The organism is Luteolibacter sp. (genome assembly GCF_058122085.1).
Genome location: NZ_JBIKBQ010000040.1, coordinates 14,065 through 29,829 on the forward strand (window position 1 = coordinate 14,065; position 15,765 = coordinate 29,829).

12 protein-coding genes are annotated in these 15,765 nt (G+C 62.0%); 9 read left to right on the top strand and 3 right to left on the bottom strand.

Translation table 11 applies throughout. The annotated features are described in order from the left end of the window. Window positions 1-9: 9 nt before the first annotated feature. Window positions 10-798 (bottom strand): hypothetical protein, encoded by a 789-nt coding sequence (locus AC4DF4_RS07825; RefSeq protein ID WP_490047560.1) that lies wholly within the window; start codon window positions 796-798, stop codon window positions 10-12. Further along, window positions 767-2,383: a S8 family peptidase gene (locus AC4DF4_RS07830; RefSeq protein WP_490047561.1), complete on the bottom strand. Its 1,617-nt coding sequence runs from the start codon at window positions 2,381-2,383 to the stop codon at window positions 767-769. The genes AC4DF4_RS07825 and AC4DF4_RS07830 overlap by 32 nt, the downstream gene beginning before the upstream one ends. Window positions 2,384-2,500: 117 nt before the next feature. On the opposite strand from AC4DF4_RS07830, the gene AC4DF4_RS07835 reads away from it, so the two are divergent. The 9 genes from AC4DF4_RS07835 (at window position 2,501) to AC4DF4_RS07875 (ending at window position 14,726) form a co-directional block, all read left to right on the top strand. Further along, complete coding sequence (locus AC4DF4_RS07835) at window positions 2,501-3,022, top strand: DUF3592 domain-containing protein (RefSeq protein WP_490047562.1); 522 nt, start codon at window positions 2,501-2,503, stop codon at window positions 3,020-3,022. A gap of 274 nt (window positions 3,023-3,296) precedes the next feature. Continuing rightward, a complete protein-coding gene (locus AC4DF4_RS07840) occupies window positions 3,297-6,725 on the top strand; it encodes a DEAD/DEAH box helicase (RefSeq protein WP_490047563.1) in 3,429 nt (1,142 codons plus the stop codon). 460 nt (window positions 6,726-7,185) lie between these two features. Continuing rightward, window positions 7,186-7,329 (top strand): hypothetical protein, encoded by a 144-nt coding sequence (locus AC4DF4_RS07845; protein ID WP_490047564.1) that lies wholly within the window; start codon window positions 7,186-7,188, stop codon window positions 7,327-7,329. A gap of 5 nt (window positions 7,330-7,334) precedes the next feature. Beyond that, complete coding sequence (locus AC4DF4_RS07850) at window positions 7,335-7,775, top strand: hypothetical protein (RefSeq protein ID WP_490047565.1); 441 nt, start codon at window positions 7,335-7,337, stop codon at window positions 7,773-7,775. Beyond that, entirely contained in the window at window positions 7,747-8,775 is a 1,029-nt protein-coding gene (locus tag AC4DF4_RS07855; protein ID WP_490047566.1) for a hypothetical protein, read from the top strand. Before AC4DF4_RS07850 ends, AC4DF4_RS07855 begins: the two co-directional genes overlap by 29 nt. 150 nt (window positions 8,776-8,925) lie before the next feature. Further along, window positions 8,926-9,138: a hypothetical protein gene (locus tag AC4DF4_RS07860; RefSeq protein ID WP_490047567.1), complete on the top strand. Its 213-nt coding sequence runs from the start codon at window positions 8,926-8,928 to the stop codon at window positions 9,136-9,138. 21 nt (window positions 9,139-9,159) lie between these two features. Next, window positions 9,160-10,005, top strand: a complete 846-nt coding sequence (locus AC4DF4_RS07865) for a sugar phosphate isomerase/epimerase family protein (RefSeq protein WP_490047568.1) — start codon at window positions 9,160-9,162, stop codon at window positions 10,003-10,005. Between the two features lie 156 nt (window positions 10,006-10,161). Next, entirely contained in the window at window positions 10,162-14,040 is a 3,879-nt protein-coding gene (locus AC4DF4_RS07870; protein WP_490047569.1) for an alpha/beta fold hydrolase, read from the top strand. Beyond that, the gene (locus AC4DF4_RS07875) at window positions 14,037-14,726 is read left to right on the top strand and encodes a hypothetical protein (RefSeq protein ID WP_490047570.1); all 690 of its coding nucleotides are present in this window, start codon (window positions 14,037-14,039) and stop codon (window positions 14,724-14,726) included. Before AC4DF4_RS07870 ends, AC4DF4_RS07875 begins: the two co-directional genes overlap by 4 nt. A 21-nt stretch (window positions 14,727-14,747) precedes the next feature. Here the strand turns inward: AC4DF4_RS07875 and AC4DF4_RS07880 are convergent, their stop codons facing one another. Then, window positions 14,748-15,248 (bottom strand): hypothetical protein, encoded by a 501-nt coding sequence (locus AC4DF4_RS07880; RefSeq protein ID WP_490047571.1) that lies wholly within the window; start codon window positions 15,246-15,248, stop codon window positions 14,748-14,750. Window positions 15,249-15,765: the final 517 nt, after the last annotated feature.

Consider the following 15,765-nt stretch of genomic DNA (forward strand, 5'->3'; position numbering starts at 1 on the left):
CGCACGGAATCACCACCTCCCGAGCACCGCCGCGACGGTGAGCGCGGTGGACTCGCCGGCGCGGATGAGCTTCTTCCCGACCAACGCATCCGGAAAAACAGCTTCGAGGCAGGGCGCGGCGGCGGCGGCGTTCGCGAGCACGGCGCGGTCCGAAATGGCGATCGAGCCCTGGCAGATTTTCCCGCCCCAAGGATCGATGTAACTCACCGGGAACGAGCGGGCGTTCTTTTCCAGCTTCCGCGGAGCTACGGTGAGAGTGACGAAGTGGGCGTCGAGCACGACCCATGCGGGAGGGCTTCCGTCCTGGCGGCGCAACGCGTAACGGCGGAGACTGATGACGGGCGGCAGGCCTTTGGCGAGCGAGGTGGCGAACCGGCCGTGAACGCGGCGGAGGAGTTTTTCCTGAGTCTCGCCCGGCTTGAGAAACAGTACCTCCTGGCTCATCAGCGGCAGGAAGCGGCCGCGCGTGAGTTCGTTGGCGATGTCGTGGAGATCGGCGATGTTCACGCCTTTTCGCGACCAGCGCGGGCGGCCCTTGATCGAGTTGGACGGGCGCATGCCGCTCTCGCGGATGATGGTGTAAATGCGCTGTTTGTCGGTGTCGCCCACGATGGCGTTAGACGCGCGCTGCCAGTCCGGATTGCCGAAGCGGAACGCGTTCAACAGCGCGGTGGGACCGCAGGCATTGCCGGCGACGACAAGCTGGTTCGCCGGGACCGGTGCTGCGAAGTCCGCCAGCGCCGACACGCAGAGCGCGAAGAAGATGCTACTTGCTGCCAGCCGGAACATAAGTTTCAACACGCCAGTCGTTGGAAGGCTTCGCGTCCGTGCGGCCGCCGGATAGACTAACCTTGGATTCGAAGCGGATGCTCGCGGCCGCCTGTTGCGAGACCGGAACGCGGACGACTTGGACCGCACCGACGGCGAGCGCAGTGATGTTGGAATCCACCACACCGCCCGGCGTGGAAATCCGGACCGCGGTGTTGATCAGGGTTTCGGTGCCCCGGTTTTGCACCAGCACCTCGACGTGGCCGTATGGATAACCGGGACTTGGCGCGAGGATTCGCTGCGAGGCCAGGGCCGCGTCGTAAATGCCGGGAGTTTTCCCGTTTAAAACACGCCCCAAGTCAACCATGCCCGCACCCAACGCGGCGTCTGCGCCGGCCTCGCCGCCGTCATTCAGATAGGAAAAAGCCACGTCCGCCGCTTGCTGCATCGACAGCTTCTCGTTCCCCGGCCAGCTCTTCACGGCGGCGATCGCGCCCAGCACGATCGGGCTGCTGAACGAGGTTCCGCTAACGCTCGCGGCCTGGTCGCCGGTCCACGCCGCGTTCACGCCGAAACCCGCTGCCGAGATGTCGATTTGGCTGCCGGTGTTGGAGAAATCCAGGTGATTTCCCAAAGCATCCACGGCGCCCACCGCGATCACGCCGTCGTTCGCGGCCGGATAGGACACCCGGTCGATCCCGTTGTTTCCCGCAGCCGCCACGATCAGCGAGCCGGCCGCCCGCGCATACTCGATGGCGTTCCTAACCAGCGCGCTGTCGCCGAAGCTGGCCATCGAGATGTTGATCAGGCGCACCCCCGCATCGACCGCCGCGACGATGCCTTTGGCTAGCAAGAAGCTATCCGACTGGCCGCAGTCGTCGGCGATGCGGATTGAAATGATTTCCGCGCCGGGCGCGACGCCGGGAGTCAGCGCGTTTTGCCCGATGATCATGGATGCCACAGCGGTCCCGTGGCCGTTCTGCTTGGAGAGATCGGCGGGGAGATCGACCAAATTGATCCAGGAAATCTTGCTGCCAAAAGCGGAACTGGAAACCACGCCGGTGTCCAAAACCGCGATCCGGACGCCGCTGCCCCAGGTGGAATTGTCGCCCGTGATGCCGAGCCAGTCGAGCAAGCCGTCGCCCAAAGCCACCGCTCCCGCTTGCGCGGTTCCCTCGCCGGGGGTGGGAATGTCCACGGGAAAAACGAACGAAGCCTCGGCCTCGCCATCGAGCAGCCAATCCAAATCAGCGGCATCGGAAAACCCGATGCGCAGCGCGTTGAGCGCGTCGAGGCGGCCCATCAGACGGACCTTGTCCCCTGCCCGCTTCAGGAAATTGTCCAGCGCGGCCTGATTCTTGAAAACCACGATCCGCTGCCCCGGCAGCGCGCCGATATCCACCGCCGCGTCATCGCGGCGGGATGCCGGAAGCCGCTCGCCGCGGCGGAATCGGGGAGCCGGCTCATCGGCGATGAACGTCCGTCTGGGTCCGGCATGCGATTCCGGAACGGCCTCCCGCGCGGCCTGCACAGGGACCGCGGTGCCCGCCAGCCAATATCCAAGCATCGCGGTGGCCGCGAAACCGAGGATCAAAATCAGGTGGCGGCGACGCATGGCCTACATAAACCCCGAAACCCGCAGAACGGCAGGAAAAATTTCACCCGCCCAAGGAACTCGGCCGCGGAGGATTTCGGATGGCATCCCGGCGGCATCTACCGCATAGCTTCCGGCGTGCAGCACGATTCCTCCCGATCCACCAAGACCGCCGCCCCAAACAGCCGCGCGGGACGTTGGTATCTGGCGATCCTCGGCTTGGTGATCGCCCTGCTCGGCGGGCTTTTCGTCTGGCTGATGGCGCGAAGTTTCCTCAGGGCGCGCGAAATGCGAAGCTGGCCGGAAGTCGCCTGCGTGATCATCACCTCGGAAGTGGAGGAACGGCGGCATGATGAAAATTCGCCTGCGGAATTCCGCCAGGATCTGAGTTTCGGCTACGAATGGAAAGGCGTGGCCCGCACCGGCGACCACTTGACCCTGCGCGGCAGTCCGTGGTCCTCCAAGCGCGAGCTCGCGGATCAGCGGGTCTCGGAATACCCGGTCGGGAAAACGACGACTTGCCGGGTCGATCCCGCGAACCCCGAGTTCGTGGTCTTGAAGCCGGATTCGCTCGCGCCGGGCTACTCGATCTGGTTCCCGGCGTTGTTCGTGGTTGGCGGGCTTGGCATCAGCTTCCGGGCGGTCGTCAGGAAGCGCTGAAAGCCGCGGCAGATCCAGAGCGTCCATCGGCCGAATTCTCGATTTAGCGGTCTTCTTACGCACTTATGCGGCGAGCAAATGCGGTTATAAGGTTTTTATTGCGTCCCCCCGTTTTCGTGGATTACTCTCGCAGCCCGGCGTTGCGTGGCGTGGAGAAATACCTTCGCGCCAAAATTTCCGGGCAATTTTTCCAACTTCACACGAGATGAATCCAGACAGAGCCACCCTAAATTTCCTCAACAGTTTTCCAGAGGATGCCAGAAAGCGGGGGGAAATGCTCCAAAAAGACGGAGCCGTCACCCAGATTTTCGGAAACCACCTCTTCATCCAAGGCCGCGTCGAGGACGAAACCGGCACTTTCCGCACCAGCCTCCGCCTCCAGGGCAACCGTTGGTTCGGCTCCTGCACCGCCGAGAACGAGCTGATCGCCGGTGCCTGCCAGTATGCCACCATGATGGAGCGCATGCACCGCGGCGAGGACCTGCCGGAATCGCCCAATGAATTCGACGACACGCCGGTGCTCGACATCATCGAGGAAAAACTCGGTCGCGAACTCGATGACAAAGAAGCGGATTTCGTCACCAAAATCGAAAAACGCTACCGCCGCTACGTGATCGAGGGCGAGCTCCACGACCACGACATGGTCCGGATCACCCCGCGCTGGGAAATCACCACCTACGAGCCGCTCGAACTCTGGCCGATCCCGCCGGGCGATATCCTGGAGTTCTGGAATTACATCGCCTACGCCTTCTACAAGAAGAAGCTCCCCTACCCCGAGTTCATGAGCGTGATCACCGATCTCGGTCACGTGCAGAAGAAAATGGCCGACTGGGAACAGGAGCGCGAAGTCGCCTCCTGGTATGAGCGCATCGAGCTTGTCAACGAGCGCCCGCCGCAGGACGCTCCGCTCACGGTCGGCTTCCGGCTGGTCGCCACCATCAACGAGGCCCGCCTCGAAGTGAGAGAGGCCAAAGCCGGCGTCTGGATCCAGCTTCGCGAAAAGAACGACATCGAGAACTACGTCAATCTCCACCACGAAGCCGCCCTGCTGATGGATGCTTCCAGCCAGACGCTCTGGGAGCACTACCTCGCGTTTTATCGCAAATACGGCGACACCACGCTCGACTTCGACCAGGAGGAATCCTGCCGGTTCATGAACCGCGTTTTCCGCCAGCCCGCCCTCAGCGGCTACATCGTCAACCTCGACGAACGGGAATTCAAAGTCTCCGAAGAACCGCTTTCCTGGGTCTGCGAGGACGAGCCTTACGACCCGAAGAGCTTCGCTCTCCAGCTCGTCACCGCCGCCGGTGAGAACGTCTCCCACTCCGTGCGCCTCCTTCCCGGCCGCAAGGAACTCTATCAATCCGACGAAACCGTCTTCCCCGGCCCGCCACGCTGGCTTGAGGAAACCGACGTGATGCCGCGCTATCTGATTCCGACGCGCGTCATCGACTCGCTCGAAGGCGTCGAGTTCCTCCGCAAGATCGGTGCCGCGCTGCCGGAGTCGCTCAAGAAGCGCGTCATCGATCTCGAGCTCAAGCCGAAGTTCGAAATGAAGCTCATCGCCGGTCTCACCGCCGCCGAGACCGAGCACCTCGTCATCGACGTCACCGCCATCGAGACCAAGGGCCGCCGCACCGAGCGCCTCGTCAAGGAAGGCTGGGAACTCGCCGAACAACAGCCGGTCAAAGGCAAGCAGCTCCTCCGCTTCGCCCGCGAGGATCTCTATCCGGTCCCCTCCATCCTCGACGAAATGGGCCTCAGCTACGACGAAAAGCTGCTTTCCTTCAAATCCCGCATCACCAAGCAGTTCCCGGAAAAATTCGCGGAATGGATCAAGGCGATGCCCGAGAACATCGAGCTCGACATCGATCTCCGCCTCAAATCCATCCTCGCCGATCCTGTCACCGCGGCCGTCCGCTTCGAAGTCATCGGCCAGGACATCGACTGGTTCGACCTCCGCATCGTCATCGACGTGCAGGGCGCGAATCTCTCCAAAGCCCAGATCCGCCAGCTTGTCGCCGCCCGCGGTGGCTACGTCCGCATGGACGACGGCACCTGGATGCGCCTCGAAATCAAGCTCGACGCCGACCAACGCGAAGCCGTCACCCGCCTCGGCCTCGATCCCTTCGACCTCTCCGGCGAGACCCACCGCATGCACGCCCTGCAGCTCTCCGATCCCAAGGCCGCCGAGGTCTTCGATCCGAAAGCTTGGGAGCGCATCAAGAACCGCGCCAACGACATCCAGCTCGAGGTCAACCCCGACCTGCCGGACGGCCTCAACGCCACCCTCCGCCCCTATCAGGTGGATGGCTTCAAGTTCCTCGCCTACCTCTGCGTCAACAACTTCGGCGGCATCCTCGCCGACGACATGGGCCTTGGCAAAACCATCCAGTCGCTCACCTATCTGCTCTGGCTGTTCGAGGAACACCGCAAGACCGGCGGCATGAAAAAGCCCGCTCTCGTCGTCTGTCCCAAGTCCGTGCTCGACGTCTGGTTCAGCGAAGCCGGGAAATTCACCCCGCAGCTCAAGGTCAAGATTCTCAAGAACCGCGACGACATCGATGTTCCGCACATCCAGAACAACATCGACATCCTCGTCCTCAACTACGCCCAGCTCCGCGTCTGCGGCGAGGAACTCAACGGCATCAAGTGGCTCACCACCATCCTTGACGAAGGCCAGCAAATCAAGAACCCCGACTCCAAGGCCGCCAAGTGCGCCCGCGAGCTCGACTCCCAGAACCGCCTGGTCCTCACTGGAACGCCCATCGAAAACCGCCTGCTCGACATGTGGTCGCTGATGGCCTTCGCCATGCCCGGCGTGCTCGGCAGCCGCGCGTATTTCAAGAAACGCTTCGACAAGCGCAAGGACCCGCTCAGCCAGAGCCGCCTCGCCTCGCGACTGCGTCCGTTCCTGCTCCGCCGCACCAAGCTGCAGGTCGCCCAGGACCTGCCGCCGCGGACCGAAGAGGAAGTCTATTCGAAGATGGAAGGCATTCAGCTCGAGCTCTACAAAAACGAACTCAAGCGCATCCAAAAAGCGCTGCTAGGACTCGATTCCGACGAGGCGGTGAAGAAAAACTCCTTCGCCATCCTCCAAGGCCTGATGCGCCTGCGGCAAATCTGCTGCCACCCCGGCCTCATCGATCCGAAATACCTCAAGGAAGAGTCCGCGAAAATGGAGTCGCTGTTCTACCTGTTGGACCAGCTCCACGAGGAAGGCCACAAGGTCCTCGTTTTCTCGCAGTTCGTTTCCATGCTCGACCTCATCAAGGCGCGCCTCGAACTCAACAACCGCCCCTACAACTACCTCACCGGCCAGACCAAGGACCGGAAGGGCGAGATCGAAAAATTCCAGACCACCAAGGACCCTTCCGTCTTCATGCTCTCGCTCAAGGCGGGTGGCGCCGGCCTCAACCTCACCTCGGCGTCGTATGTCATCCTCTACGATCCATGGTGGAACCCCGCCGTCGAAAACCAAGCCATCGACCGGACCCACCGGATCGGCCAGAAGAACAAGGTCATCGCCTACCGACTGCTCACCCGCGACACCGTGGAGGAAAAGATCCGCATCCTCCAGCACCAGAAAACCCAGCTCGTCACCAACGTGCTCGGCGATGAAGGCTTCGCCTCCAACCTCGGCCTCGACGACCTCCAGTTCATCCTCACCCACACCGTGGACGAGGAAGACGAGATGAAATAATCCCGGCTCCCAGCCACCAAAAAGCCCGGCCACACACGGCCGGGCTTTCTTTGTGGAAGATGTCCCGGCTGTCTCAGCCGGGAGTGATGCCAAATCAGGGAAACAACGTGACCCATCGATTGGCGCGCGGTCCAAGATTTCCGCGCGCAACAACCGGAGCAGGTCGCCGGTGGATGGAAGGCGGCCGGTTTCGCGGTGGTCTTTGCGCCATTTCGGCGGGCGCAGGAAGGTGAGGGGCTGGTTCTCCGCGCGGGCTAACAGCGCGGAGAACCACAGCAGGCCGTAGGCGGCGACGGTGACTGGAGGCGGGATGAAGAACATAGGGCACGCTCGCTGCAACGCTCCATTGCGGGGAGCGCGACCAGACATGGCTGATGAGTTCCCATGGTTGATGCGAGCGGCAAGGGTTTGAAAAAATAGGGTTAAAACTCTCTGAATGGACGTCTAAACACTCTTCTCGATGAACGAAACCAAACTCATCACCGCCCTTGAACTTCTCGACGAATTTCTGGGTGAGCAACAGTCAGCCCTTGTTTGGCTGGTTGTCGGCGGCGGTAGCGCCCTGCTGGTGCAACCCTCAGCACCCGCCAGACCAAGGATGTGAACGTGATGGCGCTACGGGAATGGGAGGGAAATATCGTCAGCGCCTACCCGTTGCCGGAGGCGGTGAAACACGCCGCCGCCAAGGTGGCCGAAGAGCTTCGGCTAGATCCGGATTGGCTCAACGGTGCCGCCTCCCTCCACGGCTTCGATCTCTCCACGCTTCCATCTTGGTTCTGGCAGGAACTCGATACCCGCGAATACGGCCGGAATCTCAAAATCAGCTTCATCGGCCGCAAGGGCCTGATCCTGCTCAAACTCAGCGCCGCCTTGGATCGCGACCAGCGTCGCGACATCGAGGACCTCGCCTGCCTCGGCCCCACTCGCTTCGAGACCGAAGAACTCCTGCGTTGGGTGTTGCGCAACATTTACGAAATCCCGGCGCATCCCAAAATCCCCACCCTTCTCCGCGAACTCGGCCATGCCGACCTCATTCCAGAATTTCCTTAGCAACCTCAACACGAGGATGGTCGATCTGCTCTGGCACCAATGGTCGTCCATCGGTGTGGCGGGATATCCGCTTCCCAGCGATGATCGGATCATCGATCCCGAGGCCCTGCTGCTCGCCACCACCCGCTTCGGACGTCACGATTCCCGACTGATGGATGAATCCATCGACTGGTTGGTAAAGTTCGGACGCCGCATCAGCCTCCAGCGGCTCCAAGGCCTGCACCGGAGCTGGCCCGGCGTCGCGGATTCGCGCGTGCTCGCTGCCATTGCCGATTTGCTCGGCCAACAAGTCTCCCACCGCAAGTGGCGCGTCATTGCGGATCAAGACGCGGATGCCGCCGAGCCCGAATCACTCTTCATCCGCCAGGACGGCTCACCTGCCACCCCGTCCGGCGAGGTCGATCCTTTATTCGCGAAACACGGGCTGCTGCGTGGCAAACTCGAACTCCGCGGCATGAGCCAGCCGCCCCCTCCGCGTGCCAGGGAAAACCTGATCTTCACCCTGCGCGCGCTGTTAGGAGTGAACGCTCGCGCCGAGATCATGGCCTGGCTCTTGACCCATGAATCCGGCCACCCCGCCGCCATCGCGCGCTCCACCGGCTATTTCTCCAAATCCATCCAGCAGATCCTCAACGAAATGGAGGAATCCGGCCAGGTCCTCTCCGTCCGCCACGGTCGCGAGAAGCACTTCCGCGTCCGCGCCGCGGACTGGCTCTTCCTGCTTCCTCCGTCTGCGGAGAGCCAAAGCGCCTTTCCCCGCTGGGCCGATTGGATGCCTCTCTTCGCCACCATCACCCGCTTTGCGGAAACCCTTGGCCTGCCCGGCATCGACGAAAAATCCGGGCACTTCCAAGCCGTCAAACTCCGCGAAGCACTCGAAGGCGCAACGCCCGCACTGGTCCACGCCGGTATGATCCACAAAATCCAAACGTCCCGCGAACTCCGTGGCGATGACTTCGTCCAATCTCTCCTGGTCGATCTCGATTGTCTCTTCGGCTGAAGGAAATTTAGACGCGTCCAAAAGATTGAGGGCCGGGCCGTCTCCGGCCCAGCCCCCTTTCACCGGTCAACTTTCCGACCGGACCCTCGCCACCAGTTCAGGAGGCATCACGTTTTCGAGCAGTTTCCGCTCTTCGTCCGGCGTTGGTGTGTGCACCACTTCCTCCAATGGCCGGAGGACGAATGGAGCGGCCACAGCGGATTCATCCACGAGACCGTGTTCGATCATTACCTCGCCAGCCACGATAACCCGCTTGCCATCGAATTCTACCTTTGCGGGCCGCCCGCAATGATCAAGGCTTGCACGAAGATGCTCGATGGCCTGGGCGTCTCCGCCAGCCAGATCGCCTTCGATGAATTCTAGAACTCCACACATTTCCAACTTATGAATATCACCCTTGTCCGGCACCTTTGGGGCATCAATCACACACACGGCCTGGAACCGTATCTGGCCCGCTGGAGCGATGTTGGCTACGAGGCCTTGGAGGGAAGTCTCCATCTCTCGCCTGACCGCGAGGCATTGTTGCGCTTCCTCAAAACGAGCGGTTGGAAATGGATTGCGCAGGTTTTCAGCCGTGACTTCATTCCCGGCGGAAGCGTGCGCGAACACCTGGATTCGTTGAAATCGCAGATCGATGATTGCATGGAACACCAACCGTGGTTTTTCAATGCGCACAGCGGTTCAGACACCTGGAGCCTTTCGCAAGCGGAGGATTTTTACGGTGCCGTGCTTGAAATGGAACGCAGCCTCGGCGTGGCCATCTGCCATGAAACGCACCGCTTGCGGTATTTCGGCAACCCATGGACCACCCGGCCGATCCTGGAATTGTTTCCTGATCTCAAGCTGACCTGCGATTTCAGCCACTGGGTTTGTGTGGCCGAGCGCTTGCTGGAAGACTGCGGGGAAATCATCCAACTCGCCGCGGATCATTGCCATCACCTGCATGCACGCGTGGGTCACGAGGAAGGGCCACAGGTTTCCGATCCGCGCGCGCCGGAATGGGCGCGCCATCTCGCCGCCCATGAAGCTTGGTGGGATACCATCTGGATCTCGCAAAAACAACGCGGTCACGCGATCACGAGCCTCGTCCCGGAATTCGGCCCCGCGCCCTATCAGCAGCTGCTGCCCTACACGCAGGCACCGGTCGCCGATCTGGCGGACATCTGCGACTGGATGGCCCGCCGCGAAAAATCACGCTTCCACCAGAAATCATCAGCAGACATCCCATGAAAACCAACCCCCATTTCCCCGCCCTCCGGTTCGACCCAATGGCTCTTTCAAGGGGTCTCCCGCAGAAAGCAAATTCCTAGCAGCAAAGCAAATTCCTAGCAGCGCCATTACGCGTTTCCGTAAGAGAAACATGCACCGTTTCAATTCAGGATTTGCATGATATCCAAGCCGATGGAGCACATCAACGACGAGCATACCGGACTCGGCGCACTCGCACCGGTGGCCGCTGCGATGTTGCTTAGATCGCTGGCGGGTGGAGGCGGTGCAATCCAGCAAGTTGTGATATGCTTGGCGGCAGAGCTCGATCCCGGGCGGGTGAAATCCGCATGGGAGTCCACCGTGGGAGCTGCCGAGGCGCTGCAAACCGGATTTGTGATTCGCGCGGGAGATCCAATCGGGCTGACCAGGCGACCGCCGTTGGAAACCGTGCGAATCGAGAACGAAGGGCCGGGGGATCTGGAGGGGTGGCTCGCCGAGGATCTTCTGCGGCCGCTGCCACTGGAGACCGGCACGCCTTGGCGCTGTGTTTTCTGGCCCGGTGAGCGACTGTGGGTGTGGACATTCCATCACGCGCTGCTGGATGGGCGCTCGATCACAGATATCCTCCGCGCATTCCGCGATCGGTTGGAGGATACCAGCTGCGGCGAACGGATCGCCCGGAAAGAATGGATCGGGCCAGACGCGGCGCAGATCGAGTCGGCCGGGGCTTTTTATCAATCCGCATTCGCACGGCTGGAGCGCTTCGCCTTGGAGTTCCCGGACGATGTCGCAGGTCCGCGCGGTGCCTTCGCACTGACATTGGGTTCGGAGGTCGCCGATGCCCTTGAGATGCGCTCCTGCGAGATGGATGTCAGCGCCCCGGCGATTCTCACATGGGCGTGGGGGCAGGCTGCCGCTCTGACTGCCGGCCTCGACGCCGTGGCCATTGGCCAAGTGCGAGCAGGCGCACCACAGGATCGACGCGCGGGTTTTTCCATGAACACCCTGCCGGTGGTGGTCCAACGCTGCCGCAATGATGATCCCGGACCTGAAATCCGCAACTTCCGGGTCGGACTCCACCGCCTGCGGGCGATTGAAAATGTGTCTCCAGATGATCTGTCGGGTGTGGATTTCGCACGACACGGAGGTCCCTGGCGGGGCGGAGTGGTGATGGTCGAGCGCGGGACCCTCGCCATGCAGGTCGGCATCGGAGGCGCGATGACCTCTCTCGCAATGCGTGAGCGAAGCAGTGAGCCCCTGCTCGCCTGCGCCCGGCTCCGACCGGAGCTTGAGCTTGAGGTCGAGTATGACGGACGCACCCATGGCCCCGCCGCCGCGCGAACCCTGCTCGACACTTGGGCCGCGATCATCATGGCTGTCGCGCGCGGTGAGTCCAATCCGGTGCGCCTGCCATCTCAGATGCGCAGCCAACTCGCCGCTTGGGAGGATGGAGGGAAAGCTCTTGCCCGCCAACACCTCGCGCGGGCTTGGGCAGAAAGCGTCGCCCGTCATGCCGATCAGGTCGCACTGGTCACAGCAAACCGTAGTTTCACCTATGCCGATCTGAATCATCGCGTCGACGATCTCGCCGCCCGCTTGGAAATGTCCGGCATATCCACCGGAGACGTTGTTGCCAGTGAGCTTGATGACCGCGCTTGGTTTCCCGTGGTGCTGCTTGCCACCGCCCGACTCGGAGCGATCCATGTCCCGCTCGACCCCGACCTGCCGGAAGCACGCCGCGTTGCAATTGTCGCAGACTCCCGCCCCCTGTTGCGGATCACGGATTTTCCCGAAAACGGGGAGCGCTACGGTTTGCCGCCGATGGTCTTGGAATGGAACGGTGCGCAGGGGCGCGTTTTGGCACCGGCTCCCGACGATCCTGACGCCACGCTTGCCATTCTTTACACCTCGGGTTCGACCGGCGCTCCGAAGGGCGTGCAGATGGTGCATGGAGGCGTTTGTAACGAAGCCATCGCCATCGGGCGCCTCGCGGGAATCGGGCCAGGAGTAAGGCTGCTCCAGTTCGCCTCCCCGGGCTTCGATGCCTCGCTGGAGGAAGTCCTGTGCACCCTGCTAACAGGCGGCACGCTCGTTCCCCGTCCCGCCCACCTCAAGACCGACATCCTCGCTTTCCACGAATTCATCTTTTCGGAAAACATCGGCGTTCTCGATCTCTCGACCGCCCACTGGGCCGCTTGGTGCTCCTGGATGGTCGCCGAGGGCAAAACCATTCCCACCAACGTGGTTACGACCATCATCGGCGGCGAGCGTGCTTCCGGTGCGGCTCTGGACGAGTGGTTTCAAGCCAACGGCGCGTGCCACCGGCTCTTGAATACCTACGGCCCCACCGAGGCCTCCGTCGTCGCCACCGTCGAGGTTCTCGAGAGCCGCAGCCGCGACCCCGTCGATCCGCCGATCGGTAAACCCCTGCCCGGCGTCCGGGCCCGGGTTGTCGGTTTCAATGGCGAGTCGCTTCCACTTGGTGCTGCCGGAGAACTCTGGCTGGGTGGTGACTGCATCGGTCCCGGATATTGGGAATGCCCGGAGCGCACCGCAGCGAAGTTCCTCACGCGCGACGGCTGCCGTTGGTATCGCACCGGCGACCGCGCCTGCTGGCTGCCCTCCGGACGCCTGCGTTTCCTCGGCCGCATCGACGACCAGTTGAAAATTCGTGGCAACCGCATCGAGCCCGCCGAAGTGATGCGGATTCTCGAGGGTTTCCCCGGTGTCTCCGCCACCCATGTCGGCCCACGCCTGCGTTCCGATGGCTCCGTGGCCCTCGCTGCCTGGATCCGCTGGGCCTCGGAACCACCTGCCGACTGGCCCGCCGTTCTTGCCACCCACGCCGCTGCGAACCTGCCGAACGCCTCGGTCCCTACCCGCTGGTGCCGCGTCGAAACATTCGTTCTCAGCGAACGCGGAAAAATCGACCGTGCGAATCTGCCGGAACCCGACCGCACCGCCGGCCAGAATCTCTCTGGAGAAAGCCCCGCCACTCCGACCGAGCGAACCCTCGCCGGCCTATGGTGCGAACTACTCGACTTGCCGGAAATCCATCGCGATGAATCCTTCTTCGACCTCGGCGGCGACTCGATCACGGCGCTCAAGCTCTTTGCCCGCATCCACCGCATGTTCGGCCTCCGGCTCCCCTTGGCGCTCCTGCTGGACGCTCCCACCCTTCGCTTGTTAGGTCAACTGGTCGACAACCCCGCCGCAACCTGGCAGCCGATCAGGGACGCCCGCGCACCCGTGGTGCAGACCCTCCGTGCCGGCGAGGGCGAGCCTCTCTTCTGCCTGCACGGTGGCGACGGCGGTGTGCTGTTTTACCGTGATTTCAGCCGAAGTCTCGCCACCACCCGCCGCGTCGTCGCCCTCGAATCTCCGGCACTTTCCTCCGCATCCGGCGACCCAGCTTCCAGAGTTGAGGAAATCGCCGCCGATTACCTGGCAGCGATCCGTGAACATCAACCCACCGGGCGCTATCATCTGCTTGGTTATTCCTTCGGAGGACTCCTCGCCTATGAAATCGCCAGTCAACTTCGTGCGGCGGGGGAATCGGTGGCGTGGGTTGGTCTGGTGGACACACTTCACCCGGAGGCACCACTCCGCGCCTTTCGTCCGTGGGAGCGCGCCGCAGCCTCTTGGAATTCCATCCGCACGACGTCCCTTGCCCGGCGCCTCTGCCGGTTTTTCGCTCGGGTGCTTCAAGGAGTGGCCACCCACCTCCGCGTGCGCTGCCAGCTCCGCGCCGCCCGCCGCGAGGATCTCACCGAACCCCACTCGCCGCTGCGTCTCGTCCAAATCCGCGAGGCCCACCTCGCGCTCGCGCTCGCCTACCGCCCCCGACCGCTCGAAGGCACCCGTGTCATTCTCTTCCGCTCCGAGTTGGACGACGATAAGTTCGAGATGCCGGCGGATTATGGCTGGAGCGACACCATCAAGCAGCTGGAAACCGCCCGGGTTCTAGGCCGCCATCTCGAAATTTTCGAATCCGTCCACGTGCCCGTCATCGCCCATGCCGTGTCCCGGCTTCTCGAAGCACCCGACCCGCCGTGAAACTACCAGCAATTGCGATCGCTGCCATCGACCGTCTCCGCGATTTCATCAAGCGCGAACACACCGACGAGCGTTCTTTCGACCGACGCCACGGCATCGAAACCGGCGGTTATCTGCCCATCGCCGGTCATGAGGCCGATCCTGATCTTGCCGCGCGCGTTCACGACTACCACGGCACGCCGGTCCGCATCCTCCGCGATCTGATGCGGCGGCTGCCGCCCATGGATCGCGCGCGGACTGTTTTCATCGACTACGGCGCGGGGCTGGGTCGCTGTCTTTTCGTCGCCATCGAGGAGGGCTTTGGCAAGGCCGTCGGCATCGAGCTTTGTGAGGACTTTCACCGCAGAGGATTGGCGAATATCGGGAATTGCCGACTTCCGGCGGCCGACCGCCAACGGATTTGCTTGCACCGCATCGACGCCCGGGAATTTCTCCCGCCCCAGGCTGAGACCGTGTTCTTTCTATTCAACCCCTTCGATGCCGGAACGACCGCAGAGGTCGCCGCGCATATCGCTGCCGGTAGCAGCAACGATTCACATCCCCGCTTCATCATCTACTACAATCCCTGGTATCGGGAAGCATTCGACCGCCACCCGGCCTATCGCATCATTGATGAGGGGACTTTCAAGCGGCGCTGGAGGCTTCATCGCTACTACCCCTACGTGATCTACCGGCTTGGGCCATAAATTCAACAACAGCGGGAGAATTCACCGCCACAGCTCGCAAGCGTGTGCAGCGAATCCGGCTCCGAAGGCGGTGAGCCACAGGCGCTGGTCCGTGGGATGGGATGCCATTCGTTTTTCCAGCGCGAAGAGCACCGATGGACTGCTCATGTTCCCGTGGTCGCACAGCACCTCGCGAGTCTCGGTGAGCGTGAAGGGCAGCGCGCTTTCCAGCGCCTCAACCACATCCCGCCCGCCGGAGTGGGCGAGCACCTGATCCGGTTCCGCGAAGCGCAACGAAAACAAGCCGGCCACCGCTTCTCCCGCCATTTCCGGGACCGAGCGGTGGAGCTTGTTTTTAAGTTTTCCTCCCGAATTCACGAAGCGGATTTTCTCCCGCTCCAGCAACCCCCATTTCCCCGCCCTCCGGTCCGCCCCAATGGCTCTTTCAGGGGTCTCCCGCAGAAAGCAAATTCCTAGCAGCTCAATATTTCCATCCGCCGTCACCGCCAGCCTGTTGATCGCGTTCGCAAACTCCGGTTTCAAATGGCATGTTTGGCTCCATCATACGGCGGATTTTCCCGATTTTGATTATAAATCAGATGGTATGACCCGGATTACGGCCTGCGGCATATGTCGCAAAATCCCGCCAGAAAGCCGTGAAAACCCCTTGCCGAGGACTGCCATTATGGCAGGTTTAGCTTGATTCGAGGCACAATGCAACCGGTCATCCTCGCTTCCCATTAAAAAACAAACCAAGGGGGAATTTTTCTTTCCGTTAAATTGTTAAAATCTCAGCGGGCTGGCTGATGGACATTCGATAGGAGAATCCAGTCTCCCCTGCAAGCTCCGAATGCACTCCCGCGCTGGGAAGCACGGCGGATTTTTAAAAATCGGCAAAAATCTGGTTTTCAGCTGATTGAGCCAAATTACTGCACATGTTCTGCGCCTTCGGGCACAACTCGCGCATGGCCACATCCCGCTACCGCGTCCCGGCAATGTCCGAACAGCATGTCCTTGAGCATGTGCGCGTTCGATTGATCGATCCTGACGATGCCATCGG

Bases quoted from the DNA above. Each gene is read 5' to 3' on its own strand.
- AC4DF4_RS07850 (WP_490047565.1), top strand. From the start codon at position 7,335: ATGGCGCTACGGGAATGGGAGGGAAATATCGTCAGCGCCTACCCGTTG.
- AC4DF4_RS07840 (WP_490047563.1), top strand. From the start codon at position 3,297: ATGCTCCAAAAAGACGGAGCCGTCACCCAGATTTTCGGAAACCACCTC.
- AC4DF4_RS07855 (WP_490047566.1), top strand. From the start codon at position 7,747: ATGCCGACCTCATTCCAGAATTTCCTTAGCAACCTCAACACGAGGATG.
- AC4DF4_RS07870 (WP_490047569.1), top strand. From the start codon at position 10,162: ATGATATCCAAGCCGATGGAGCACATCAACGACGAGCATACCGGACTC.
- AC4DF4_RS07865 (WP_490047568.1), top strand. From the start codon at position 9,160: ATGAATATCACCCTTGTCCGGCACCTTTGGGGCATCAATCACACACAC.
- AC4DF4_RS07845 (WP_490047564.1), top strand. From the start codon at position 7,186: ATGAACGAAACCAAACTCATCACCGCCCTTGAACTTCTCGACGAATTT.
- AC4DF4_RS07830 (WP_490047561.1), bottom strand. From the start codon at position 2,383: ATGCGTCGCCGCCACCTGATTTTGATCCTCGGTTTCGCGGCCACCGCG.